20 protein-coding genes are annotated in these 23,071 nt (G+C 45.0%); 13 read left to right on the top strand and 7 right to left on the bottom strand.

Going from position 1 to position 23,071, the window contains the following annotated elements:
- Positions 1-140: 140 nt before the first annotated feature.
- The 9 genes from A3738_RS24245 (at position 141) to A3738_RS24205 (ending at position 11,462) form a co-directional block, all read left to right on the top strand.
- The gene (locus tag A3738_RS24245; protein WP_068478187.1) at positions 141-1,679 is read left to right on the top strand and encodes an ABC transporter ATP-binding protein; all 1,539 of its coding nucleotides are present in this window, start codon (positions 141-143) and stop codon (positions 1,677-1,679) included.
- Entirely contained in the window at positions 1,676-2,782 is a 1,107-nt protein-coding gene (locus A3738_RS24240; protein ID WP_068478189.1) for an ABC transporter permease, read from the top strand. The genes A3738_RS24245 and A3738_RS24240 overlap by 4 nt, the downstream gene beginning before the upstream one ends.
- 9 nt (positions 2,783-2,791) lie before the next feature.
- Positions 2,792-3,718 carry an ABC transporter permease gene (locus A3738_RS24235; RefSeq protein ID WP_068478191.1) on the top strand — a complete coding sequence of 309 codons (927 nt, stop codon included), beginning with the start codon at positions 2,792-2,794 and terminating at the stop codon, positions 3,716-3,718.
- 63 nt (positions 3,719-3,781) lie between these two features.
- The gene (locus A3738_RS24230) at positions 3,782-4,861 is read left to right on the top strand and encodes a BMP family ABC transporter substrate-binding protein (protein WP_068478194.1); all 1,080 of its coding nucleotides are present in this window, start codon (positions 3,782-3,784) and stop codon (positions 4,859-4,861) included.
- Positions 4,862-4,975: 114 nt separating this feature from the next.
- Positions 4,976-5,755 (top strand): DUF5020 family protein, encoded by a 780-nt coding sequence (locus tag A3738_RS24225; RefSeq protein ID WP_068478196.1) that lies wholly within the window; start codon positions 4,976-4,978, stop codon positions 5,753-5,755.
- 213 nt (positions 5,756-5,968) lie between these two features.
- On the top strand, positions 5,969-7,297 hold the full coding sequence (locus tag A3738_RS24220) for a uracil-xanthine permease family protein (protein ID WP_068478198.1): 1,329 nt from the start codon (positions 5,969-5,971) through the stop codon (positions 7,295-7,297).
- Positions 7,298-7,441: 144 nt separating this feature from the next.
- Complete coding sequence (locus tag A3738_RS24215) at positions 7,442-8,077, top strand: TetR family transcriptional regulator C-terminal domain-containing protein (RefSeq protein WP_068478055.1); 636 nt, start codon at positions 7,442-7,444, stop codon at positions 8,075-8,077.
- Positions 8,078-8,224: 147 nt separating this feature from the next.
- A complete protein-coding gene (locus A3738_RS24210) occupies positions 8,225-9,586 on the top strand; it encodes an 8-oxoguanine deaminase (RefSeq protein ID WP_068478200.1) in 1,362 nt (453 codons plus the stop codon).
- A gap of 655 nt (positions 9,587-10,241) precedes the next feature.
- Positions 10,242-11,462: a methyl-accepting chemotaxis protein gene (locus A3738_RS24205; protein ID WP_231876751.1), complete on the top strand. Its 1,221-nt coding sequence runs from the start codon at positions 10,242-10,244 to the stop codon at positions 11,460-11,462.
- Between the two features lie 32 nt (positions 11,463-11,494).
- Here A3738_RS24205 and A3738_RS24200 read toward each other — a convergent pair whose 3' ends face one another.
- Positions 11,495-12,535, bottom strand: coding sequence for an AraC family transcriptional regulator (locus tag A3738_RS24200; RefSeq protein WP_068478204.1), 1,041 nt, complete (start codon positions 12,533-12,535; stop codon positions 11,495-11,497).
- 194 nt (positions 12,536-12,729) lie between these two features.
- Here A3738_RS24200 and A3738_RS24195 point away from each other — a divergent pair, with 194 nt between their 5' ends.
- Positions 12,730-13,587 (top strand): metal-dependent hydrolase, encoded by an 858-nt coding sequence (locus A3738_RS24195; RefSeq protein WP_068478285.1) that lies wholly within the window; start codon positions 12,730-12,732, stop codon positions 13,585-13,587.
- A 39-nt stretch (positions 13,588-13,626) separates the two neighbouring features.
- Here the strand turns inward: A3738_RS24195 and A3738_RS24190 are convergent, their stop codons facing one another.
- The 6 genes from A3738_RS24190 to A3738_RS24165 all read right to left on the bottom strand — a co-directional run bounded on the left by A3738_RS24190 (position 13,627) and on the right by A3738_RS24165 (position 19,773).
- Entirely contained in the window at positions 13,627-14,847 is a 1,221-nt protein-coding gene (locus A3738_RS24190) for a hypothetical protein (RefSeq protein ID WP_068478206.1), read from the bottom strand.
- A 1-nt stretch (position 14,848) separates the two neighbouring features.
- Positions 14,849-16,036, bottom strand: a complete 1,188-nt coding sequence (locus A3738_RS24185) for a methanobactin export MATE transporter MbnM (protein WP_082878394.1) — start codon at positions 16,034-16,036, stop codon at positions 14,849-14,851.
- Position 16,037: 1 nt separating this feature from the next.
- Positions 16,038-16,937 (bottom strand): MbnP family copper-binding protein, encoded by a 900-nt coding sequence (locus tag A3738_RS24180; protein WP_068478208.1) that lies wholly within the window; start codon positions 16,935-16,937, stop codon positions 16,038-16,040.
- Between the two features lie 176 nt (positions 16,938-17,113).
- Positions 17,114-17,506, bottom strand: coding sequence for a hypothetical protein (locus A3738_RS24175; protein ID WP_068501272.1), 393 nt, complete (start codon positions 17,504-17,506; stop codon positions 17,114-17,116).
- Between the two features lie 139 nt (positions 17,507-17,645).
- Positions 17,646-18,221: a phosphoribosyltransferase gene (locus tag A3738_RS24170; RefSeq protein WP_068478212.1), complete on the bottom strand. Its 576-nt coding sequence runs from the start codon at positions 18,219-18,221 to the stop codon at positions 17,646-17,648.
- Positions 18,222-18,345: 124 nt separating this feature from the next.
- The gene (locus tag A3738_RS24165; RefSeq protein ID WP_068478216.1) at positions 18,346-19,773 is read right to left on the bottom strand and encodes a fasciclin domain-containing protein; all 1,428 of its coding nucleotides are present in this window, start codon (positions 19,771-19,773) and stop codon (positions 18,346-18,348) included.
- A 337-nt stretch (positions 19,774-20,110) separates the two neighbouring features.
- Between A3738_RS24165 and A3738_RS24160 the strand changes: the two genes are divergently transcribed.
- The 3 genes from A3738_RS24160 (at position 20,111) to A3738_RS24150 (ending at position 23,071) form a co-directional block, all read left to right on the top strand.
- Positions 20,111-20,887: a dienelactone hydrolase family protein gene (locus A3738_RS24160; RefSeq protein ID WP_231876544.1), complete on the top strand. Its 777-nt coding sequence runs from the start codon at positions 20,111-20,113 to the stop codon at positions 20,885-20,887.
- A 188-nt stretch (positions 20,888-21,075) separates the two neighbouring features.
- Positions 21,076-22,128: an ABC transporter substrate-binding protein gene (locus tag A3738_RS24155; RefSeq protein WP_082878492.1), complete on the top strand. Its 1,053-nt coding sequence runs from the start codon at positions 21,076-21,078 to the stop codon at positions 22,126-22,128.
- Positions 22,129-22,186: 58 nt separating this feature from the next.
- The gene (locus tag A3738_RS24150) at positions 22,187-23,071 is read left to right on the top strand and encodes a proline/glycine betaine ABC transporter permease (protein ID WP_068478219.1); all 885 of its coding nucleotides are present in this window, start codon (positions 22,187-22,189) and stop codon (positions 23,069-23,071) included.

The raw sequence follows: 23,071 nt of genomic DNA, 5'->3' as shown, positions 1-23,071 counted from the left end.
ATGTGTTTATATTTTCTGACCGAATAGCCAAGGATGATGTGTTTATAAGGATGTAGTCGGTTGGTAGGAGTTGGCAAGGTACTTGCTTATGAAAATAAAAATTAATTTCAGTGCCGCTGTCTTGACGGTTAGGTAAAACAATGAAACGCATACAATTAAGCGGAATCACCAAGCGCTATCCGGGAACGGTCGCGAACAATAAGGTTTCTCTCAATGTAGAGAAAGGTGAGATCCATGCGCTGCTTGGCGAGAACGGTGCAGGCAAAAGTACGCTGATGAAAATTATTTACGGAGTGGTCAAGCCTGATGAAGGTGAGATGCTCTGGGAAGGAAAACCTGTTTCAGTAAAAGGCGCTTCGCACGCTAGGGAACTTGGAATAGGGATGGTGTTTCAGCATTTCTCTTTATTTGAAACGCTTACCGTGGCTGAAAACATCGCACTCAGTATTCCGAAAGACCAAGTCGGGTCGATGGATGGCTTGAAGCAGCGTATCAGTGAAGTATCTGAACGCTATGGAATGAAGCTCGATCCAGATCGTTATGTTCACACCTTATCTATCGGTGAGCAGCAACGCGTAGAAATTGTTCGCTGCCTACTTCAAGACGTTAAACTACTCATTCTCGACGAACCTACCTCCGTACTGACCCCACAAGAAGTTGAAACTCTCTTTAAGACACTTCAGACATTGAGTGCTGAAGGCTGCAGTATTTTGTTTATCTCACACAAGCTTGATGAAGTGCGTGCTATTTGCACAGGCGCAACGATTTTGCGTGGCGGTGTGGTGACAGGTGACTGTAATCCGCAAGAAACAACAACGGATGAAATTGCGCGTTTGATGGTTGGCGATGACACTCCATTGAATCAGGACTACCAGAAAGCGGTCGGTGGTGATGTATTCCTTCAAGTTACTAACTTGAGTCACCAATCAGACGATCCATTCTCTACTTCACTTAAAAACATCACCATGGATGTGCGCAAAGGTGAGATTCTGGGTATTGCTGGTGTTGCAGGAAATGGGCAAGAAGAACTGCTCGATATGATCGGTGGCGAAGAGCTAGGTGAAGCCTCTGTCATCAAGTTTGAAGATCTGACAGTGGGTAAATTAGGACCTGCCGAACGACGCGCTTTAGGTTTAGGTTTTGTCCCTGAAGAACGTCTAGGACGTGGTGCGGTTCCAGATATGTCCTTGGAAGACAATGGTCTACTCACGGCATATCAAACGGGTGATTTGGTCAATAAAGGTTGGATTAATCGCTCCAAAGTCAAAGAGTTCGCCAACACTATTATCAGTAACTTCAAAGTAAAAACACCGGATGCGCAAGCGCAAGCGAAGTCTTTGTCTGGTGGTAATCTCCAAAAATACATTATCGGTCGTGAGATTCTTCAAAATCCTAAGTTATTAGTGTGTTCGCATCCTACGTGGGGTGTGGATATTGGTGCTGCGATTTTGATTCGCCATGAACTCATCAAATTACGTGATGCCGGTGCTTCGATCCTAGTAGTGTCTGAGGATATCGATGAGTTGTATCAAATCAGTGATCGTATCTGTGCGATTTGTGATGGTGAGTTGTCACCTGTTGCAGCGACAGAGAAGGTTAGCATTAACCAACTTGGTAAATGGATGGCGGGTGACAAGACTCCTGTAGAAGATAACGAGCAAGCGGGAGCGGTCGCATGATCTTTAAATTAGAAAAGCGTCCTTCAGACTCGAAGGCAATGGCCTATTTATCGCCAGTGCTGGCGGTGCTATTAACCTTGATTAGTGGTGCAATCGTATTTGCTTCCTTAGGGCATGATCCACTGGGTTCTCTCTATGTATTCTTCTTACAGCCGCTCGAGGACTTGTACGGTTGGACTGAACTCGGTATCAAAGTTGCGCCACTATTATTGTGTGCAATGGGCTTAATGCTTTGCTTTAAAGCACAGGTATGGAACATCGGTGCAGAAGGGCAGTTTATTCTTGGCGGCCTAGGCGGCGGTTTCTTAGCATTGCAACTGGGTGATGTTGAAAGTTACTGGGTGCTACCGGCTGTACTTCTATTCGGTAGTTTATGTGGTTTGGCGTGGGCAGCGCTGGCGGCGTGGTTAAAAACGCGTTTCTCTGCGAATGAAATTCTAACCACCATTATGCTCAACTATATCGCTTTGTACTTCTTATACTATGGCGTACATGGCCCCTTAAAAGATCCAGACGGATTTAACTTCCCCGAGTCGGCTTTATTCTCTGATTTCGCGATGCTTCCGGTTATTTTCGAAGACTATCGTTTGACGATCTCTATCTTATTCGCTTTGTTTGCCGTGGCCGTCATTTGGACATTTATGTCTCGTGCAATGCTCGGCTTCCAGATTAATGTGCTGGGTCAAGATCCTTCAGCAGCAAGTTTTGCAGGGTTTAAAGATAAAAAGCTTGTTTGGTTGGTGCTGCTAATTTGTGGTGCTTTGGCGGGGCTCGCTGGTGTGTCTGAAGTCACTGGTCCTGTCGGGCAGTTGAATCCATATATTGCACCTGGCTACGGCTATGCTGCGATTATTATTGTGTTCTTGGGCCGTATGCATCCTGGCGGTATTGTGATTGCCAGTATGCTTCTCGCACTCACTTACATGGGCGGTGAAATGGTTCAAATGGACCTGACACTTCCGAAGTCTATTACGGGCTTATTCCAAGGTATGTTGCTGTTTTATCTCTTAGCGTGTGACTTGTTGATCTCATATCGCATCGTTCGAGATCGTCCGGTTCAAACTAAATCATCTAGCAATCAACAAGAAACAGCGCAGGCGTAAGGGGCAGTCGTGGATATTGAATTAATCACTAACATCTTATTTGCGACCATTCGCACAGGTACGCCGCTTATTTTGATCGCATTGGGTGAAATGGTGTGTGAAAAGTCTGGTGTATTGAACTTGGGCCAAGAAGGCATGGTGCTAATGGGCGCAGTGCTTGGTTTTGCTGCCTCAGTGATCACCGGTAATTTGGGCTTGGGTCTTGTGGCATCAGTTATTGCTGGTATGTTTATGTCATTGCTATTTGGTTTCTTAGCGATTTCGCTGGTCGCAAACCAAGTCGCTACGGGTTTAGCCTTAACGATATTTGGTACTGGCTTAAGTGCCTTTATTGGCGCGAGCTACGTTGGGGTAGGCATCGAAGGTATTCAGGCGTGGACGATTCCACTACTGAGCGATATTCCTGTTATCGGCAAAATCTTTTTCTCGCATGACCCGTTGGTTTACCTCAGTTGGGTTCTGTTCGGCTTGGTGTTCTGGGTATTTAAGAGCACGCGTCTTGGCCTCACGATTCGTTCAGTTGGCGAAAATCCAGAAGCGGCTAACGCCATTGGTATGAGTGTATTCAAAGTACGCTACGGCGCAGTCATGTTTGGTGGTGCGATGGCTGGTCTTGCAGGTGGATACTTATCACTCGCTTATACACCTCTTTGGTCTGAAGGTATGTCTGCAGGACGTGGCTGGATTGCACTTGCATTAGTTGTATTTGCAAGCTGGAAAGCAGAAAGAATTATGTTGGGAGCTTATTTGTTTGGTGCGGCGAGCATCATGCATTTGGTTCTTCAAGGACTGGGCTTTGAAGCCTCACCTAATTTGTTAGCAATGCTTCCTTACGTTGCAACAATTCTTGTTTTGGTTGTTCTCGCGAACGATGCAATCAAAGCAAAACTAAGTACGCCTTTGGCGCTGGGTCAACCATATAGACCTCAGCTTTAAAGCGTCACGAGAGTAGCGTTTGATCGCTACTCTCTAGATAAAAAAGAAACTCAGGAGTTAATAATGAAACTAAAAACAATTAGCAAAGTGCTTGCGACGGCAGCACTAGCTGGTGGCATGAGCGTAGCGCAAGCGGAAGACCCAATTAACATCGGCTTCGTTTACGTTGGTCCTACTGGTGATGCGGGCTGGACTTACGCGCATGATGAAGCACGTAAGTATGTTGAAGAGCAACTTGGCGACAAAGTAAAAACAACTTACGTTGAATCTGTGCCAGAAGGCGCGGACGGTGAGCGTGTTATTCGTCAGTTGGCATCAAAAGGCAACGACCTAATCTTCACAACCTCATTCGGTTACATGAACCCAACTCTTAAGGTTGCTAAGAAGTTCCCTAAAGTAGCGTTCGAGCATGCTTCTGGTTACAAGCGTGCAGACAACATGGGTACTTACTTCACGCGTGCGTATCAAGGTCGTTACTTGACTGGTTTGATCGCAGGCAAGATGACTGAATCTAACGTACTTGGCTACGTTGCTTCATTCCCAATCCCAGAAGTAATTCGTGGTATCAACGCATTCACTAAAGGCGCGAAAGAAGTAAACCCAGACGTTCAAGTAAAAGTTGTTTGGGCGAGCACTTGGTACGACCCAGCCAAAGAGCGTGAAGCTGCAGAAACCTTGATCCTTCAAGGTGCAGACGTTCTTACTCAGCACACTGACTCAGCAGCAGTTATTCAAGCAGCTGAAGCGAAAGGTAAGTACGCGATCGGTTATCACTCAGATATGTCTGAGTACGGTGAGAAAGCACACCTTACAGCAGCTATTCACAACTGGGGTCCTCTTTACTTGAAGAAGGCTCAGCAAGTTCTTGATGGTACTTGGAAAGCTGAAGATCTATGGCCTGGTATCGCTGAAGGTACTACAGATCTAGCACCATTGAACGAAGCTATTCCGGCTGATGTTGTTGCGTTGGTTGAAGAGAAAAAAGCGGCCTTGAAAGCGGGCGAAATGCGCGTATTTGATGGTCCTGTTATTAACCAGGCTGGCGAAGAAGTTGTACCAGCTGGTAGCACCATGGATGACGGTGCGCTACTAGGCTTTGGTTTCTACATCGAAGGTGTAGAGGGCAAATTGCCTCAGTCGTAAACCGGGACGTTTAAAGTATCGGGAGCTTTGTTGAGCTTATTGCACAGCAAGCTCCCATTTTCCGGAAAAAGGCACAACTAAAAAGTGCCGTGATGTAATTACTAAGGTAGAAAAATGAAACAACTAAAAACTCTTGCAAGTGCAGCAGCACTTTCTGCAGCGGTAGTCGCTGCTCCAGCTCAAGCAGAACAATTCTGGGCAGACAACAGTGTAACTGTTCTTCACAGTGCTGATTACTTCAATGTAGGTTACAACTTCGGTGCTCCGAATAAGACTCAAGAAATGACTGTGATGACAATTGAGCACGCTTCTGGCCACGATTGGGGTGATGCGTTCTTCTTCGTAGATCGTCTAAACGGTAAAGGTTCAGCTTCTAGCTTCAACGAAACTTACGGTGAACTTTCTCCTCGTTTCAGCCTTAGTAACTTAGCAGGATCAGACTTAAGTGTTGGTCCGATTAAAGATGTACTTCTTGCTACAACTTACGAATTTAGCTCTAACTCAACTGGTTTTAGTCAAGACAATTACCTTTACGGTGTTGGCTTGAGCTGGGATCTTCCAGGATTTGCGTTTTTCGGCACTAACGTTTTCTACGCTGATAATGAAAACAACAAGGATGACGTTCAGTTGACAGTTACTTACGGTGTTCCTTTCGCAGTAGCAGGTGTTGACTTCATGTTCGACGGTTACATCGACTGGTCTTCAGCAGAAGCTGATCACGCGTCTGATTTCCACTTCAACCCACAGCTTCGTGCTGACGTAGGCAAGTTCATGGGTATCACCAAGTCTAAGCTTGAAGTTGGTATCGAATACTCTTACTGGAGCAACAAGTTCGGTGTTAAGAGTGACGAAAACGAGTCTGCAGTTAGCGGCTTGATCAAGTACCACCTATAAGTCGTACTTAAGGTTTGATAAAAACCGTCTTCTTTTTTGCTGCAGTGCCTCAAAGCACTGCAGCATTTTTGAAGCAGGAAGCTTATAAAAAGAACATGAATACAATTAAAAGTCACAAATAAACAAAGTACTAAATTTTTAATTACTTACTTTAGGTAGTTGATCAATTAACTAACCAAAATAATTGATTGTGTGTTTAGCGAGGAAAGTAGCATGACGAATTCAGAAATCATCTATGGCATAGATGATCGACCGCCTGCGCCCGTCGCAGGACTCACCGCCTTGCAGCATGTGCTTGCAAGCTTCGTTGGAATTATCACGCCCACCTTAATTATTGGCGGTGTCTTAGGATTAGGTTCCGAAGTACCTTATCTTATAAGCATGGCACTTATCGTTTCGGGTGTAGGAACGTTTATACAAGCTAGACGCTTTGGCCCAGTAGGTTCGGGCTTGATGGCTCTTCAAGGCACTAGTTTTGCCTTTTTAAGCTCTATCTTAGCGGCTGGATTTATCGCGAAAGGTAAAGGTGGTGGTCCTGATGAGATCTTAAGCTTGATCTTTGGCGTTTGTTTCCTTGGCGCATTTATCGAAATTTTTCTAAGCCAGTTTTTACACAAGCTTAAAGTGTTTGTGACCCCTCTAGTGACAGGCATTGTTATCACCACGATTGGGCTCTATTTAATCAAAGTCGGTATGACGGATCTGGCTGGTGGTTTTAAAGCCCCAGATTTAGGTAGTTTAGAAAACCTAGCCCTTGGCGGTTCAGTGTTGTTGATTATTATCATATTGAATCAAAGTTCTAAGCCGATACTGCGTTCTGGCGCGATTTTCTACGGTTTGATCATCGGTTTTATTGCCGCTTGGTTTATGGGTAAGGTCGATTTTTCTATGCTTGCCGATATGGATTTGGTTGCGATACCAACGCCGTTTAAATATGGGTTTAGCTTTGATGTTGAAGCATTTATTCCTGTAGCTTTCATTTATCTTATTACGGCGATTGAATCTTCTGGTGATTTAACCGCTACATCGATGCTTTCTAAGCTCTCAATTGACGATGATAGCTATCGCCAACGTATCAAGCGTGGCGTACTGGGTGATGGTGTTAATTCTTTGATCGCAGCGACCTTTAATACCTTTCCAAATACCACATTTAGTCAGAATAATGGTGTTATTCAGCTAACGGGCGTTGCAAGCCGATATGTAGCATATTGGGTTGCGGGGATTTTAGTTGTACTTGGCTTATTTCCAATTATAGGTGGAGTATTCCAGCAGTTGCCTAAACCCGTTTTAGGTGGTGCAACTTTGGTAATGTTTGGTACCGTTGCCGCGGCAGGTGTACGTATACTTGCAACGGTAGAGATGGATAGACGCGCGATGCTGATTATGGCGCTTTCATTTGGAATGGGGCTTGGTGTTGCTGCGGTTCCAGATGTGTTGCAAGAAATGCCAAAACTAATTCAAACGATTTTTGGTTCGGCAGTGACAATGGGTGGATTAACAGCCTTAATTCTCAACTCATTGTTACCAAAAGAAATGAAGTAAGTGAGCGTTTAATTTAGCGCCTTGCGAAGGGGACGCACAGCGTTCCTTTCGTTTATAATTTACGGCCAAGTTTGCTTTAAGCAGGTTTGGGGGAACTACCGTCATCAGTGGCGGCTTAATAAGAAACGAACAAGTAGTATTACCATGGATATCGCAGAAGCTCCGCAAAAAACAGGAAAAATTCGTGCACAAAATCGTAAGAATATTCTTGCAGCAGCAGAAGATTCCTTTGTAAAGAATGGCTTTAAGGGCACAAGCATGCAGTCAATTGCTGATGCAGCCGGCCTTCCAAAAGCGAATGTGCTGTACTACTTCAAAAGCAAACAAGCACTCTATCTTGCGGTACTTGATGAAATCATTAATCGTTGGGACGAAACGATTGAAGATATGAGTGAAGGGGATGACCCTGCTGAAGTTTTACGCGCGTATATCTGTGCCAAAGTCGACTTGGCGATTCAGTATCCAAGTGCCTCTAAAATTTTTGCTTTAGAAATCATTCAAGGCGCGCCAAATCTTCAAGAGCACTTGCGCACAAACTTGCGTACTTGGGTACGTGAGAAAAGCAAAATCATTCAATCATGGATTGATCAAGGCAAGATGAAAGCGATTGATCCTGAACATTTGATCTTCATGATTTGGTCAACGACACAGCATTACGCTGACTTTGATGCGCAGATTCTTACTGTGACGAATAAGCTTGAGTACGACGACGAAGACGTACAAAGAATTAAAGAACTGCTTTGCACAGTCATTTTAGGCGGCTGTGGTTTAAACGTATAACGAATATTGGGGTCAGAGTAAAAGTACTCTGACCCCAAGTTCAAGCTGTTCATATTTCATCGGCAGATTAACACGCTGCTCATTGAGCATTCCCTTAGGAAGTCACTGCCATCCTGTTCTATTCACAATAAATAGGAGTGACTTTTCATGTCTAATCCCAAAACGACTTGGATTAAAAATCCGCTTTCCGTATTTACCGCCAATGATGAAGATGCGCGTGGCGGTATTGTTGTTAGTGGCAATAAAATCGTGGAGCTTATTGCCCTCGGTCAAGTACCCCAAACGTCTTATCATGAAGTGTTTGATGCTTCAGAGTCGGTCCTATTACCTGGTCTGATTAATACTCATCATCATCTCTATCAAACGCTTACGCGCGCATTTCCGCCAGCACTTAACAAACGTTTGTTTCCTTGGCTTCAAACCTTGTATCCGGTGTGGGCGAGGCTTCAACCAGAGATGCTAAGTGCTGCGACTGAATTAGGTTTGAGCGAGTTGCTTCTTTCTGGCTGTACTACGGTTTCAGATCATCATTATTTGTTTCCTGAGGCATTAACTGAAGCGATTGATATTCAAGTTCAAGCCGCTTCAAAAGTGGGAACGCGCGTTACCCTGACACGCGGCTCAATGAGTTTAGGGCAAGACGATGGTGGCTTGCCGCCGCAATCGACTGTGCAATCTGACGACGCTATTTTGAAAGATTCTGAACGTTTGATTCGTCAGTATCATGATGCCTCAGAAGGATCTATGGTGAATATCGCGCTGGCGCCATGTTCGCCGTTCTCTGTCACTACTGATTTGATGAAGCAAACAGCCTCTTTGGCGCGCGATCACGGTGTTCGATTACATACCCATTTGGCTGAAACTGAAGATGAAAATAACTTCTGCCTTAAAACATTTGGTATGCGCCCCGTGGACTATTTAGAGTCCGTCAATTGGATGAGTAATGATGTTTGGCTTGCGCATGGCATTCATTTTAATGACGACGAGTTGCATCGCTTAGGTAGGGCGGGTGTGAGCGTTTGCCATTGCCCTTCATCCAATATGGTGCTTGCTTCTGGGATATGCCGAACCCTTGAATTGGAGGAACACGGTTCGCCAGTCGGGCTGGGTGTTGATGGATCTGCATCTAATGATGGCTCAAATATGATCCAAGAAGTACGACAAGCCATGTTAATCAATCGACTGCGTTATGAGGCCGATGAGGTGACGCACTTTGATGCCCTCCGTTGGGCAACGAAAGGTTCAGCGTCTGTTTTAGGACGTTCTGATATTGGAGAGCTCGCAGTTGGAAAGCAAGCGGATATTGCCTTATTCAAATTGGATGAGGCACGATTTTCTGGAAGTCATGATCCTCTTGCTGCACTCCTGTTATGTGGTGCGCACAACGCGAATGCAGTGATGGTCGCTGGTGAGTGGCGAGTATTGGATGGTGGTTTGGTAAGTGGTGATCTATCGGACTTGATATCGAGCCATTCAAGTTTGTCGAAGCGACTTGTTAGTGACTATTAATTGATTTCTTGCGTGAAATCAGAGCAGTGAAGAGTTGGCGCGTCACTACTCTTTGATTGGTTTTAACTGGACTTAATACATTAAAAATGTGTCGTAGTCTCTCGAGATATAGAGTGCCCAAGCGGCTGCGAGCATAGGAAATGCTGCAAAGAAAAGCATGTTGTTCCAAGGGTCTATATACTTAGAGAAGGAGATAACGGTAGACTCTACATGAATTAAAAGTATGAGCCTTTAGGCGAGACGCTTTTTGTAGGCTACTAAAAAGCCAAACTCAAAGATTAGATGGAGCACGGCAACGATCACTAAAAGGTTAGAGCGGAGTGAAGCAAGCTCTTAGAACTTTGCAGATATCTTTGCGACAAGGACGGGGTTGATGATTCTATCAATTGACTAAAGTAAAAAATGATTGAGATCTTTTAAATATTAATGATAATCATTATTATTTAATCATGCGTAGGTAAAAAAGGAAGAGTTTTACATGTTAAATAAAGGGAGTTATAGGAGGTGGCGCCGTTGACTAGTCCAATTGAAATTGGGCTTGACGCAGCGTCTAAATAGTTAGGCAAGAAAATATTCAAAAAGTATCGCGAGTGGCAGTTATGAATCGATCGGTTACTTATATACTTTATGGGTAGTTTTAAAGAGAGAGCATATGATGGCTGATGTAAAGATTGGACTTAGGGATCGTATTTTAATGAATGTAAGTTTAAAGGCGAAACTGCTTTTACCTGCTTGCTTAACTTTGCCCTTGGTCGCATTTGCCCTGTATCAATATAATCAAGCTATTTCTGAGGCAAGCTCAGAGGGGTTAATGTCCACCTTGGAGTTGAGTATGTGGCTGTTCGCTGGTAGTGGCTTCATTATCTTTTTCGCGCATTCTGTTATGTACAATGTTATGCCTTTACTGCAGCATATTATTGGTGTGATGAAAAATATTTTATCGGGCAATACTGATGATCGTATTGGATTTAGTGGCTCGGATGAATTTGGTCAAATCGGCTCATCGGTAGATGCAACTGTCGGTCATCTTTCTACGCTGATTACTTCTGTGAATGAAGCGATTGAGACGCTCACTATTCAGGTTGAAGATATTGATGAACAGTGTCGGTCAAGCACGAGCGAATTGATGCTTCAAAATGATAGTTTGATTCGTAGTTCCGCAGGTATTACTCAAATGGCACAGATTGCTAAAGATGCTTCTGCACGTGCTCAAAGCGCCGATGCCTTAGCCCAAAGTTTGGGAGACAGCATGTCACAGACGGAAACTACTATTGATCAGTTAGTTGCGAAGATGCATGGACTAAGCGGGCGTATGTCAAACTGTTCAGATTCAAGTCATGCCTTACGTGAAACATCTCAAAGTGTGAAAAATGTGTTAAAGGTGATTACTGATATCTCTGAACAAACTAATCTTCTCGCTTTGAATGCTGCGATTGAAGCAGCCCGAGCGGGAGAGGCTGGTCGTGGTTTTGCGGTCGTGGCAGATGAAGTGCGAACGCTTTCAGTGAAAACCCAAGACGCGACGGTTGAGATTCAATCTATGGTCGCTAGCCTAGAAGATACAACTGATCATTTGATGAAAATGATCGACGAAAGCAGCACTGAGACAAACAATGTCAGTGAGCAGTTTGTGGCGACTAAAGAGCAGCTTCAGTCCGTGTTCTTAAATACACAGGAGTTGAAATTGATTAACGCTGATGCAGCGAATGCGGCCACTGAGCAAAGTGCAGCGTCAGATGAATTAGCGCGCGACATTACTGCAACGCAAGATGGCGCTCAAACCTGCGTAAATAGCATGCACACCATTGAGCAGGCAAACGCACGTTTGCGCGAGACTGCAAATAATTTAGCCCAGGGTCTGCGCAAAGGCGCTTAGGGAAGTAAATAAAAGCACGCTTTTGCGTGCTTTTATTTTTGTTCAGTAGTTCTGTATTGCTTGGGCGTTAGCCCTGTTTGTCTCTTAAAAAACTTGGCGAAGTTAGAGTTATCGCTAAAGCCCAATTGATCAGCGATCAGCTCGATGGGTAGTTCGCTAGAAGACAGTTTTTCTTTTGCCGTGAAAAGTCTCACTTCATTTTTTAAGTCTTGATAGGTGTAATCAAGCTCGCCTAGTTTTCTCTTTAGAGTCGCCGCGGACATAAAATTTCGTTCTGCCACCACATCAATGCTGGGAAGGGCGCCTTCTTGTAGAGTGAGAAAATTCCGGACGCGATCGACCAAATCTTGCGGTTTTACTTTTCTTAGCTCCTCTTCGCATTGCGCTAAAGCGGCCTGACAAAGCGCCGTGTTCGCACTTTCAAATGGGGCGTCTAACCATTGGGTAGGGAAGTGCATCGCGCATTGTTTTGCGTTAAACGTGAAACAGCAATAATCCAAAACATGGTGCGGAAAGCCAGCTGGTTCAGGTGCATCGATTTCAATAATGACTTGTCCCTCAAGTGCGCACGAAGCACCAAGAGAGAGATGAACACTCTGTGCCATGCTAACCATCGTACTTAAATCAAAGAAACGTTGTACGTCTGGTGAATGCCCCATACCTTTCAAATCAGTAATTAGCGTCAAAGATACATGTTCTTCTCCGATGACGATTTTCGGGTATTGCGCAGCAAGCCTAGTGTTGTAGTACTTCGTTAATAAAGACAATCCCGCGCGTAAGGATGCGGATGTTTGAATTGCAACACCCAAAGCTCCGTGGCTTGATGGGCGCACCTGCAAACCATAGTAGACGGCATCAGCAATGGGCTGTTTCAGTTTTGCGTAGAGATTTTGCCCAACGCGATTGACGATAAAGTTGCTGACGAGTTCGGGGGGCTGAATGAAATCTGCGGCACTGAGTTCGCTGCCTTCTAAAAGTTCAGAAGGTTGAATGCCTCGGCTCAATGCGAAATCGCGAACAACAGGCAAGTAGTCGCCCGATGCAAGTGTAAGTCCGACGTTATTGTTATTCATATCAATGCGACATTCCCTACATATGAAATGAGCTCAAATGACTTTTTTTTGAAACCTTATCACCTATTGTCAAAGGCTTCAAAAGCGCACTATAGCTTTAACGCAATAATGACTGTTCCATAGTTGGAAAGTCGCAGGTTTAGGTTGTCGTTAAAGATGGCCTGATAATGATTACGCAGCTTAAGGTGAAAGTGATGACAAATACGACCGCTTCCAACAAGACGCCTTTGGATGTCCGTCCTCGTCATATGGAGTTCCCATATGCAGACATGTCGACGCGGGACTTCTTTGATAATAATTGTTTAAAAAGTGCTTATATTGCTGCGATGTCAGCGACCTTTCCAGATGGAGAAGCGGAGTTTATTAAGTCTGTGCGGCCTTATCGTAATGATACGAAAGACCCCAATTTAAAAGAACAAATTAAGGGGTTTATTGGACAAGAGGCACATCACAGCTTGCAACATAAGCGCTTCAATGAACAGTTGCGTGACAAAGGCTATGACGTCCCGCGCTTAGAAAAGGTCTTTTTGAAGGACTTAGAATGGTCGATCAAACGTCGCTCAGATAAACAGCGTTTGGCATTTACTGTGTGTGTTGAACACTTAACGGCAGTGTTTGCCTGTGACTATTTGAATCATAGAGAGCACTGGGCTGGCATGGAAGAGAGCATCGACCAATTGATGCATTGGCATGCAGTGGAAGAGATTGAGCATAAAAGCGTCGCGTTTGATTTGTATATGGAAATTTTTGGAGATCGTCGCTTATTGAAAAAGTCGATGTGTATTGCTTTGATTCTGTTGCCATATCGCTTCATGAAATACCAAGCGCGTTTACTGTGGTGGGCGAAGCGCATGCCACGCTGGTCTGAAGTAAAAGGGTTTTGGAAGTTTATGTACGGTAAACAAGGCATGACACGCCGCATGGCACCGCATTTGAAAGACTTTTTTAGAGATGATTTTCATCCATGGGATCAGGACGATTCTCATTTCGTCGATGAATGGAAAGAGTCTGTCTATAACCCGGATTATGATTTAAAGGCTAAGGCGGCTTAAGTATCAAAAAGCGCATGATCAACATGCGCTTTTTTCTTTTTAAAGTGCGTACTGGTCTCCCCAATATAAAGCTAATCGAGCAAAGTCTTGTGCATTTTGTGTCGTTTGATCATCGATATACTCAACGCGAAGCATGAGGCCCTCTTGTATTGAGTAGCTATAAGAGAGGCTTGCTCTCGATGACGTATGATCCGCGTGTTGCAATCCAGCTTGCTCGCCGAGAATCGGAGCGCCAGGGCCGCTGAGTCCGTTATCGGTTGATAATTCTTCATAGCCAATCGACAAGTTGTGTTTCTGATATTGAATCGATACGTTTATGTTGCCACCACGCATACTTGCATCAAGGCTCGACACTCTTGTTGCATCAGATAACTCTCCATCACTGTGTCTCTGTAACGCGGAGATTTCTAGTTGATACGAAAGCTCCGAAGACTGCTGCCATTTAATGATGCTTTCAAGGCCATAAAGGGTCTCATTACCTGTAAAAAGAGTCGGTGTTCGAACTGTGCCTGATGAGTGAATGTGGTCATCGGGAATATTATCTCTGCGACGTTTTACATCTGTGAAAAGACCCCATATACCAACAGTAGCTTGTAGTCGTTCAACGGTATGTTGGTAACGTGCAAACAGATCAAATGCAGGCTGATCGCTGTGATCGCTTCCTGGGTAATTCTCTCCATCCCAAATTTCAATGCCATAAGTACTTAAGCCCTGCGCTCCATGCCAGTTCATGAATTGTGCGCGGAGACCGATATTAGAGTATGTGCCTTCCAATGCGGTGAGAGCTGAAAGTGTTGGCTCAGTGAACGCCCGTTCATTAGGATGCTGGCCATTTTGTAGCGAAAAAGCGCCTTTCATTTTACCTGCTTCTAATTTGATATGTCCTGAAGTATGTGTCCAATGATAACCAAAGAAGGCTTGTTCGATTTCAGTTTCCACATCGCTTGAATGTTCATGAGCGCCAAGCTCTGTGTTTGTGAAAAAACCTGATTCATTAGCCCAAACAAAACCCAGTGTTGCGTCGTTGAGGCTCAAACCTTCTTCACTGGCGTGCATGGCTTCATTGCGGAGTATACCCGGGATATTCCAGTCATCGTTCTGAATATGATCTTGTGTTTGCCACGAAGCATAAATGCTTGAAGTGAGCGTTGCCTGTGGCATGTAGAGAAAGTCACCATGCGCATTGGCATTCATTGCCAAAAGCCCGTTAAGCGCACACGATAGCGTAATGCATATTGCCTGTTTTTTAGTGTCTATCATGTTAATTCCATGGGTTGCTAAAGCGTGGATCGCTTACGAAGCTGTTGTCAGTCAAGCTTTGGAGGAAGGCAATCACATCATTTTTGTCTTGCTCGGACATGTTAAAACCCGTCACAAAACTACTTTTGAAAGGGTTGAGTCTTCCATCTCCAGCATGAGGACCAGTTGTGATTAAACGTCCGCCGGCTGCATAGATTTCGAGGACTTCTCCTAATGTTGCCGCGCTACCATCATGTAAGTAGGGGGCAGTGAGAGCGACATTTCTTAGAGAAGGTGCGCGAAATTTTCCCATGTCGGACGGATCAGCTGTGATTTCAAATAGTCCTGTGTTGTCGTGCGGATAATCGCCCGTACCACCAATGTTGAATAATCCAGTATTGTGAAAGGGACGATTCACGAAGCTCATACTTCGATCCATCGTGGAGTCGCTGAGATGATAGCCGCCGTGGCAGTGGAAACACTCAAGCTCTTCGCTAAAGAACAATTGTCTGCCTCGATGTGCAGCAGCGCTTAGAGCAGTGGCATCGCCTTGTTCGAAGCGATCAAACGCTGAGTTGAAAGACACCATACCTCGAACAAAGCTCACGATCGCATCGCGAATGGTATTAAATGCGATAGGATCACCGAGCTCGGGATAGGCATCGTTAAACAAACTTTGGTAACGCGCCTCGTTTCGGATTCTATCAAGTACTTCTTCTTTGTTGCTGTCATCAATGCCATGCTCAATCGGATTCTCACCGAATAATGGCACAAGGGCCTGTTCTTCTAGGGTAATTAAGGCTGAGTTGGCCCAAGTTTGTGTTGCGTTATAAGCTACGTTCATTAAGCCCTGAGAGTTACGCGCTAAGAGTTCTCCAGTAGAACCTGTTGGCAATGCAATGCCATCACTAAAACCATGTTCTTGGATATGGCAGGACGCGCATGCTTGAGTGCCATTGCCTGAGAGGCGCGTATCGTAAAAAAGATGGCGGCCTAACTGGAACTTTTCTTCGCTCATTTGATTCGCGATGGGCTCGACAGGTAGGGGATATCTCTCTGGCAGATTCCATTCAAAACTTGTTTGGCTTGCATTGTGTGAGGTGTCGACAAAGTCACTTGAGCTACTGCTACATCCAGCCAGAGAAAGCATGAATATTGCGAAAAAGAGGCGCTTATTAAGCGCCTCTCTACAGACTAATAGCCGAAACATATTAACGAACACTAAAGACGGTTTGTGTGACGCTGCTATGCTCTGAGCCGATCGCGACATCTAGACCGAGTGCTTCAAATATTGATGCGCATTCTGGATCGGTCGCGCCTGACATGCACCCTGGCGCTCCATCTAGATCTTGAGTCAGATCTGAATTGCTCACTAGGTTGTCGAAGTTCAGTACGATTTGTTGGCTGCTTGGATCGAAGTTTGTTAAGGCTATTTGAGGGCGATTCGGACGCGCACATGTCACGGTTTCACCGAGTTGAGGATCTCCAGAACAATTGGTGCTCCCGAGATGAAAGTTCCATGAAGAAGCTGAAAAGCCAAGGTCGCTTGGTCGAATGATTCCGCCGACTGGTGCTACGTCGAGTCGCGCAAACTTGTAACCATTTTGCCAATTCCAATGCATGCTCGTCTGATCTAATGGTGCTACGGCCGTTGCTCTATCTGCGTGATTCAATTCAGAGGGAATGCCAAGTGAAAAGGTAATGCCTGTGAACGCGACATTGGCTGGAGCGCTCACGATTCCTTCAACCTGAGTGTTTGTATTTTTCGTAGCGCCCGAACAGCTCGTATCTTTGTTCATGAAATCGAGCAAGCCCACGTTCTCGTGGTTCCAAGAGTTGTCTTCTAAGTCCAGTGCATACTCATTACTCTGATCATCTGTAAGTCTGATGTCATGCACATAGAATCTAAACTCTCTGATATCAGCATTGGTATTGTTTGTGCCTAGGCCTGTCAGTTGTGTATCGCAATCAATTGATACGTTATTGGCTTCTGCTGCAAATGCGATGGAAACATCTTGTTCTTGTAGGGCGTTGACGTTAGTAGAGCCGCCTGATGAGCAGGCAGCCAAAAGGGCGCATGTTGAGATAGCAGTAAAGTGTGAAAGTTTCATGATGCTCTTGTCCTAATAAAATGAATAAATATTGGCTTTAGGTGGAGCACAGGTCTGAATCTAGAGGATGTCTTCATCAAGCATCAAGCACAATGTATGCACGCGCATGCTTAGAAAAATAAGCAGGCTGACACTGGCTTAGCAATGAAGTTAAATCTAATTGTTGATGACTGTGCTCAAGAGAGCGTCATAGGAGGGGCGCGCGCGCGTTGAAAACTTGTTTTACGCGAAATCGCATTAATTGATCCTGAGCGGATGAAGTCTTGAGTAGGCGAGAATTGCGTGTGCGACAAGTTGCTCGCCAAATGGGCTAGGGCACCTGCCGAAAAGCTACATTGTTCATCTGCGTCGTGAACATTGTGGTTCTGTTCAGAATCACTATCTGTAATAAATACTTGTTTAATGCCTGCGTCGGCCGTACACAAGCTAACCCATGAACCATTTTCCGACAGTGAACCTGCCATTGTGCCTGTCGCGAATAAGGCTTTTTGCATAAACAGCAAAAGCACTGTCAGCACAACTTTGTACTGAAAATCGCTCTGGCGCATGGTGTTAAGGGAGAACTTCATTTTTATAGTTTTTTAAACTTAGTTCAATCTGGGTTCAAACAGACTAACGTGAAATGAAATGCGAATGCAAAATAAAAAAGTAGGAAGGCCGACATTGTCTACTGAATGTTAGGAGGCTCAATGTCGGTTTATTGGTGCATTACTTATCGAATGCGCCGAGTTCTTCAAGCTTGTCAGTAATCGCCGCAGACTCTGGACGATTTGCGATAAGTTCTTCTTTTGTTAAGCCATCTAATTCATGCGGGAATACCAGCCACTCATCGCTCTCATATAAGAAGTAATCTGGGATGCGATTAGTCTTGTTGTTCTTAGGCTTGTAGTAGGGGGTCGCAACTTTAATAGTTGGAGTGTTCTTTTTACAGCGAGCAGTAAGATCAACAATAGTTTGATCAATACTCAGACCGCTGTCGTGTACATCGTCAACAATTAACAGGTTCTGGTGGCTTTCAACGCGATTAATGAGATACGTTAAACCGTGCACTTTTACTTGTTTAGCGCGTTCGCCAATGGCCGTATAGCTCGAAGTACGAATAGCAATGTGGTCGCATTTGACGCCAAGCACTTCAAACATTTCTTGAACAGCGATGCCTACTGGAGCACCACCACGCCATACGCCTACGATGTAGTCAGGGCGGAAGCCACTTTCATAAATTTGAATTGCTAGCTTGAATGAGTCTTCAAGAAGTTGCTGGGCGCTGATAAAAGTTTTTTCCATTGTTCGTACCAAATACAAGTAATAAGTAATCGGCGCGAACTATAGCCAAAAAAGGATTAACTTTCATTAGAAATAAAAAAGGTCGGGTATTCCCCGACCTTATAGTACTGATCTAATGTCGCACTTAGTTAGTGCTGAGAATAACTGAATCGATCAAATGGATCGTACCATTGCTCGCTTTAATATCAGTTTCGATTACTTTAGCGCCTTCAATCAGCAAATCACCATTTGAAATTTCTACTGACACTGATGAACCTTCTCGAAGTGTTGCAACGTCAGAGCCATTAGCTGCGTATGCTGCCAATGCACTGACCTCTGAACCCAAAACGTGCTGCAGCAAAATATCTTGCAAACCTTCGACGGCACCAATGTTATTTTCATCGAAACCTGCTGCCGCGAATGCTGCATCAGTAGGAGCAAATACAGTGAATGTACCCGCACCAGATAGAGTACCAGCTAGATCAGCTGCAGTAACAGCAGCTAGCAAAGTTGTTAGATCGGCATTCATAGACGCGCCAGCTGCCGCTGTAACAATTGCAGCAATACTGTCTGTCTCGTCTGATGTATCTATCGCAAGTTCTGGTGGAAGAAGAACTTTATCGATAACGTGGACAACACCATTCGTTGCTAGGTTATTAGCTGATGTAACTGCAGCGTTGTTTACGTATAGCGTTGACCCGGTTAGGGAGAGTGAAATTTGAGTGTCTGTTAAGGCTGTATCTGCCATCGGCATGCCACCAGACACGAGGCTTGTTGCTGCTTCAGAAGGAACGAAACCAGGAACTACGTGATAGTTAAGAACGCGTGTTAGTAGGTCGTCAGGGATTGCGTCAACATCTGCAAAGCCGTTAGCGCTAAGGAAATCAGCAAACGCTGCATCGGTAGGTGCGAATACGGTTAACGTAGCATCTGCATCAGTTAGAGCATCTGCCACAGACATTTCAGCACTGCCAACTGCTGCGACTAAAGAAGCCAGGCCAGCTGTCCCAGCTAATGTCGCAATGTTTTCAGTAGGAAGAGTCATTGGAACCATGACTGCATCAATTTCATGGATGATGCCGTTAGATGCGTTGATGTCTGTGTCGATCACTTGTGCGTTCTCAACGAATAGATCGTCTCCGCTAAGACTTACATCGATGTCCTCGCCTAGAAGAGAAGTTACTGAACCTCCTGCTGCTGCGACTGCTGCCTCGGCGTTAATTTCTGAACCGACAACGTGGTATTTGAGAACACTATATAAGGTAGAAAGTGGGATGTCGCTGAGTTCGTCCCAGCTCATGTTGCTGTCAAGTAGCGCAGTGAACGCGTCATTATTTGGCGCAAACACTGTAAGTTCGGCTGAATCGTCATCCAATGTGCCTGCAAGACCGGCATCAGTGACGGCTGTCGCAAGACTTGAGAAGTTAGGTGTAGAAGACGCAATGTCTGTGATCGATGGTGTTGCAGCAGGGCTGTCATCACTGTCACTACATGCAGAAATGAATGGGATTGCACCCAGAATCATTAAAGGCGCCCAGCGCTTCACGTTGGTGCCAAAGCTAATCATGCTCATGGTAAATTCCTTAAATTGTTCGGAGACGCGAAGCGAACTCCCTTGACTAAAATTGTTCTTATCTTTCACAACTTGATAAAAAACTTCGATTTTTATGAGCGCTCGGGTCGGGTTACGGGGGGGCGTTTAACAATGGATCACATTTGTTCGGAAAATTCGTTGCAAATCATTTTTTTTGTCAGATCGCCCTCAAATGAGGTGATTTGCATGAAAAATAGTCATCTAAGTAGAATCTAACTGCGTAGCAAAATTTGGTCTAAAGCAAGTGGCTGACAATGAAGCGCAGATACTTGAATCGAAAACGATATAAAACGCAATCGAAATAAAAGGGGTGACTATGAATATTTCTCGTGGGTTGGTCGGGGCTGCTGCGGTAGCTGTTTCAATAGGTGCTAGTGTTGCTGTGGCTGATGGGCACGGTATGAAGCACGCCGGTAAAAATGTTGATTTTGAGTTGAATGGCACAGCGTATGAAAGCTACTTTGTTGTAGGCGATAATAAAGATGCACCGTTAGTTTATTTGATTCACGACTGGGATGGCCTAACTGAATACGAAGTTAAGCGTAGCGAAATGCTGCACGAACTTGGCTACTCAGTATTTGCTGTCGATTTATTTGGTAAAGGCGTGCGTCCAACGGAAGCGGCTGATAAAAAACAGCATACTGGTGAGCTATACAAAGATCGCGAGAAAATGCGCGCAATCATGCAAGCAGGTTTAGCTAAAGCAAAAGAGCTTGGTGCTGATACGAGTAATGCCGTTGCGATGGGCTACTGTTTCGGTGGCGCAGCCGTGTTAGAACTGGCGAGATCAGGTACCGAACTAAAAGGATTTGCTAGCTTTCACGGTGGTTTGACGACCCCAGAAGGGCAAGGCTACAGCAATACAAAGGGCTCAGTTCTTGTGATGCATGGTACGGCAGACTCGATTATTCCAATGTCAGATTTCGCGAATCTAGCGGATGAGCTTGAGGCTGCGAAGGTGGATCATGAAATGGTGACTTATGGCGGCGCGCCTCATGCCTTCACTGTATTTGGTTCGGAAAAGTATCAAGAAAGAGCGGATATCCAAAGCTGGACGCTATTCACTGATTTCCTCAAAATGGAAACGATGTAGTTTTATAGTCTAGGTACGATTCGTTACAGCCCTGCTTTGATAGTCTCAAGGTGGGGCTTTTTATTATTTGAATAATAAACATGCCTTTTGCTGCAGCATTAGGGTTCGTCTTTGGAAACCTGTCGTAGCTATGTTAGGGTTAAAAGACAGAATAACAATCAAATACAAATCAATCGAAAGGGGTCAAAATGAAGAAGTCTCTTGTCGCTGCGCTTTCTGCTGCAGCTTTGCTTTCAGCTTGTGGTGGTAACAACTCTGAAGAAACTAATTCTGTTCAAGAATCGGCATCAGCATCATCAGCTAATGAATGCGGATCAGTGACTATTGCTGAGATGAACTGGAACTCTGCTGCGTTGATGGCGCATGTAGATAGTTACATTCTCAAGAATGGTTACGGGTGCGATACGCAACTTGTGGCGGGTGACACAATGCCAACAGGCACATCAATGATCGAGAAAGGTGAGCCAGATATTGCACCAGAGCTTTGGAGTAATGGTCTGCGCGAACCTCTCGACAAAGGTGTTGCAGAAGGTCGATTAAAGTATGCGGGCAATTCTTTGTCTGACGGTGGTGAAGAAGGTTTTTGGGTGCCGAAGTTCATGGTTGACCAAGATCCTAGCCTTGCAACAATCGCAGGCGTGAAAGCGAATGCTGCATTGTTTAAACACCCAGAAGATCCAAGCGCAGCGATGTTCATGGGTTGCCCAGCTGGCTGGAACTGTCAAATCTCGGGTGAAAACTTGTTCAAAGCGCTTGATTTAGAAAGCGCAGGATTCAAAGTGGTTGATCCAGGTTCTGGCGCGGCATTATCAGGGGCGATTGCAAAAGCTTACGAGCGTCAGGAAGCTTGGTTCGGTTATTACTGGGCGCCAACTGCTGTACTTGGTAAGTACGATATGGTGAAAGTAGATTTCGGTTCTGGTGTAGACGTTGATCACTACAAAGCTTGTATCACACAAGCAGAATGTGCAGAACCAAAACCGACGATGTACCCACCTGCAGCTGTTCAATCTGTCACGACATCAGGTTTCGCTGAACGCGCTCCAGAAGCTTTTGAGTATGTTGCAAAGCGTGCGTTTACCAACGCAAAAATGAACAAGCTATTGGCTTGGATGGAAGACAATCAAGCCGACGGTGCAACAGCCGCAGAGCACTTCCTTATTTCTGACACGGCAACATGGACTGCATGGGTTGCGCCAGAAATCGCTGAGAAAGTAAAAGCGACACTGATTAATAAGTAAGTACCCCGAAGCCGCTTTTAATAGCGGCTTTTTTATTTCCCTTTATTTCGAGGTTTATATGTCTTTTTGGACGGAGTTTCCTGAACTGAGCCGTGAAACGATGGTTGAGTTGAGGAAATCCCTCGATCAAGGTTATCGAAGTTTTTCACGTGAATATGGTGAGAGTATCGAGGCCTTTTTCGAACCCCTTCTTCAGTTTCTAATTTGGTTTGAGAAATTATTGTTAGCAACCCCATGGCCGATTGTGATTGCGGTAATTGTTGCTATTTGTCATTTAGCTGCACGCTCGTGGAAATTGTCACTTGCTGTTGCACTTGCACTATACGGGATCGGCTTGTTTGGTATGTGGGAAGACACCATGAGTACCTTAAGCATTATCACCGTCAGTACTTTGTTATCGATCATTATTGGTATTCCTATTGGTATCGCGATGGCGCGTTCTGATCGTATTCAATCGGTTTTCACACCGATACTTGATGTCATGCAAACAATGCCGGCATTCGTGTACTTGATCCCAGTGGTGATGCTACTCGGCATCGGTAAAATCCCCGGAATGATCGCCGTTATTATTTATGCCATTCCTCCTGTTATTCGCTTAACAAACTTGGGTATTCGTCTCGTAGATAAAGAAGTATTAGAAGCAGCAGACGCCTTTGGCACGACCTCGTATCAAAAGCTATTTCAGGTTCAGCTTCCTCTAGCGATGCCAAATATCATGGCCGGAGTAAATCAAACTATTATGATGGCGCTGGCAATGGTCGTGATAGCATCAATGATTGGTGTTGCAGGCTTAGGGCAGCAGGTCTTGCGTTCGATTAACAACCAGTTCTTTGCTTTGGGCTTATTTAACGGTATCGCGATCGTGGTGCTGGCAATCATCTTTGATCGGGTATCTCAAGCGTATGCGAAACGCTCTCAAGCACATCTTGGGGGGCAGCAATGA

This window comes from Oleiphilus sp. HI0066, assembly GCF_001635725.1.
Note: the sequence above shows the minus strand (reverse complement) of the source record. Positions and strands in the feature narration are given on the sequence as shown.

Coding starts and splice junctions, on each gene's coding strand:
- A3738_RS24245 (WP_068478187.1), top strand. CDS start 141: ATGAAACGCATACAATTAAGCGGAATCACCAAGCGCTATCCGGGAACG.
- A3738_RS24240 (WP_068478189.1), top strand. CDS start 1,676: ATGATCTTTAAATTAGAAAAGCGTCCTTCAGACTCGAAGGCAATGGCC.
- A3738_RS24230 (WP_068478194.1), top strand. CDS start 3,782: ATGAAACTAAAAACAATTAGCAAAGTGCTTGCGACGGCAGCACTAGCT.
- A3738_RS24225 (WP_068478196.1), top strand. CDS start 4,976: ATGAAACAACTAAAAACTCTTGCAAGTGCAGCAGCACTTTCTGCAGCG.
- A3738_RS24220 (WP_068478198.1), top strand. CDS start 5,969: ATGACGAATTCAGAAATCATCTATGGCATAGATGATCGACCGCCTGCG.
- A3738_RS24215 (WP_068478055.1), top strand. CDS start 7,442: ATGGATATCGCAGAAGCTCCGCAAAAAACAGGAAAAATTCGTGCACAA.
- A3738_RS24210 (WP_068478200.1), top strand. CDS start 8,225: ATGTCTAATCCCAAAACGACTTGGATTAAAAATCCGCTTTCCGTATTT.
- A3738_RS24205 (WP_231876751.1), top strand. CDS start 10,242: ATGGCTGATGTAAAGATTGGACTTAGGGATCGTATTTTAATGAATGTA.
- A3738_RS24200 (WP_068478204.1), bottom strand. CDS start 12,535: ATGAATAACAATAACGTCGGACTTACACTTGCATCGGGCGACTACTTG.
- A3738_RS24195 (WP_068478285.1), top strand. CDS start 12,730: ATGACAAATACGACCGCTTCCAACAAGACGCCTTTGGATGTCCGTCCT.
- A3738_RS24190 (WP_068478206.1), bottom strand. CDS start 14,847: ATGATAGACACTAAAAAACAGGCAATATGCATTACGCTATCGTGTGCG.
- A3738_RS24185 (WP_082878394.1), bottom strand. CDS start 16,036: ATGTTTCGGCTATTAGTCTGTAGAGAGGCGCTTAATAAGCGCCTCTTT.
- A3738_RS24180 (WP_068478208.1), bottom strand. CDS start 16,937: ATGAAACTTTCACACTTTACTGCTATCTCAACATGCGCCCTTTTGGCT.
- A3738_RS24175 (WP_068501272.1), bottom strand. CDS start 17,506: ATGAAGTTCTCCCTTAACACCATGCGCCAGAGCGATTTTCAGTACAAA.
- A3738_RS24170 (WP_068478212.1), bottom strand. CDS start 18,221: ATGGAAAAAACTTTTATCAGCGCCCAGCAACTTCTTGAAGACTCATTC.
- A3738_RS24165 (WP_068478216.1), bottom strand. CDS start 19,773: ATGAGCATGATTAGCTTTGGCACCAACGTGAAGCGCTGGGCGCCTTTA.
- A3738_RS24160 (WP_231876544.1), top strand. CDS start 20,111: ATGAATATTTCTCGTGGGTTGGTCGGGGCTGCTGCGGTAGCTGTTTCA.
- A3738_RS24155 (WP_082878492.1), top strand. CDS start 21,076: ATGAAGAAGTCTCTTGTCGCTGCGCTTTCTGCTGCAGCTTTGCTTTCA.
- A3738_RS24150 (WP_068478219.1), top strand. CDS start 22,187: ATGTCTTTTTGGACGGAGTTTCCTGAACTGAGCCGTGAAACGATGGTT.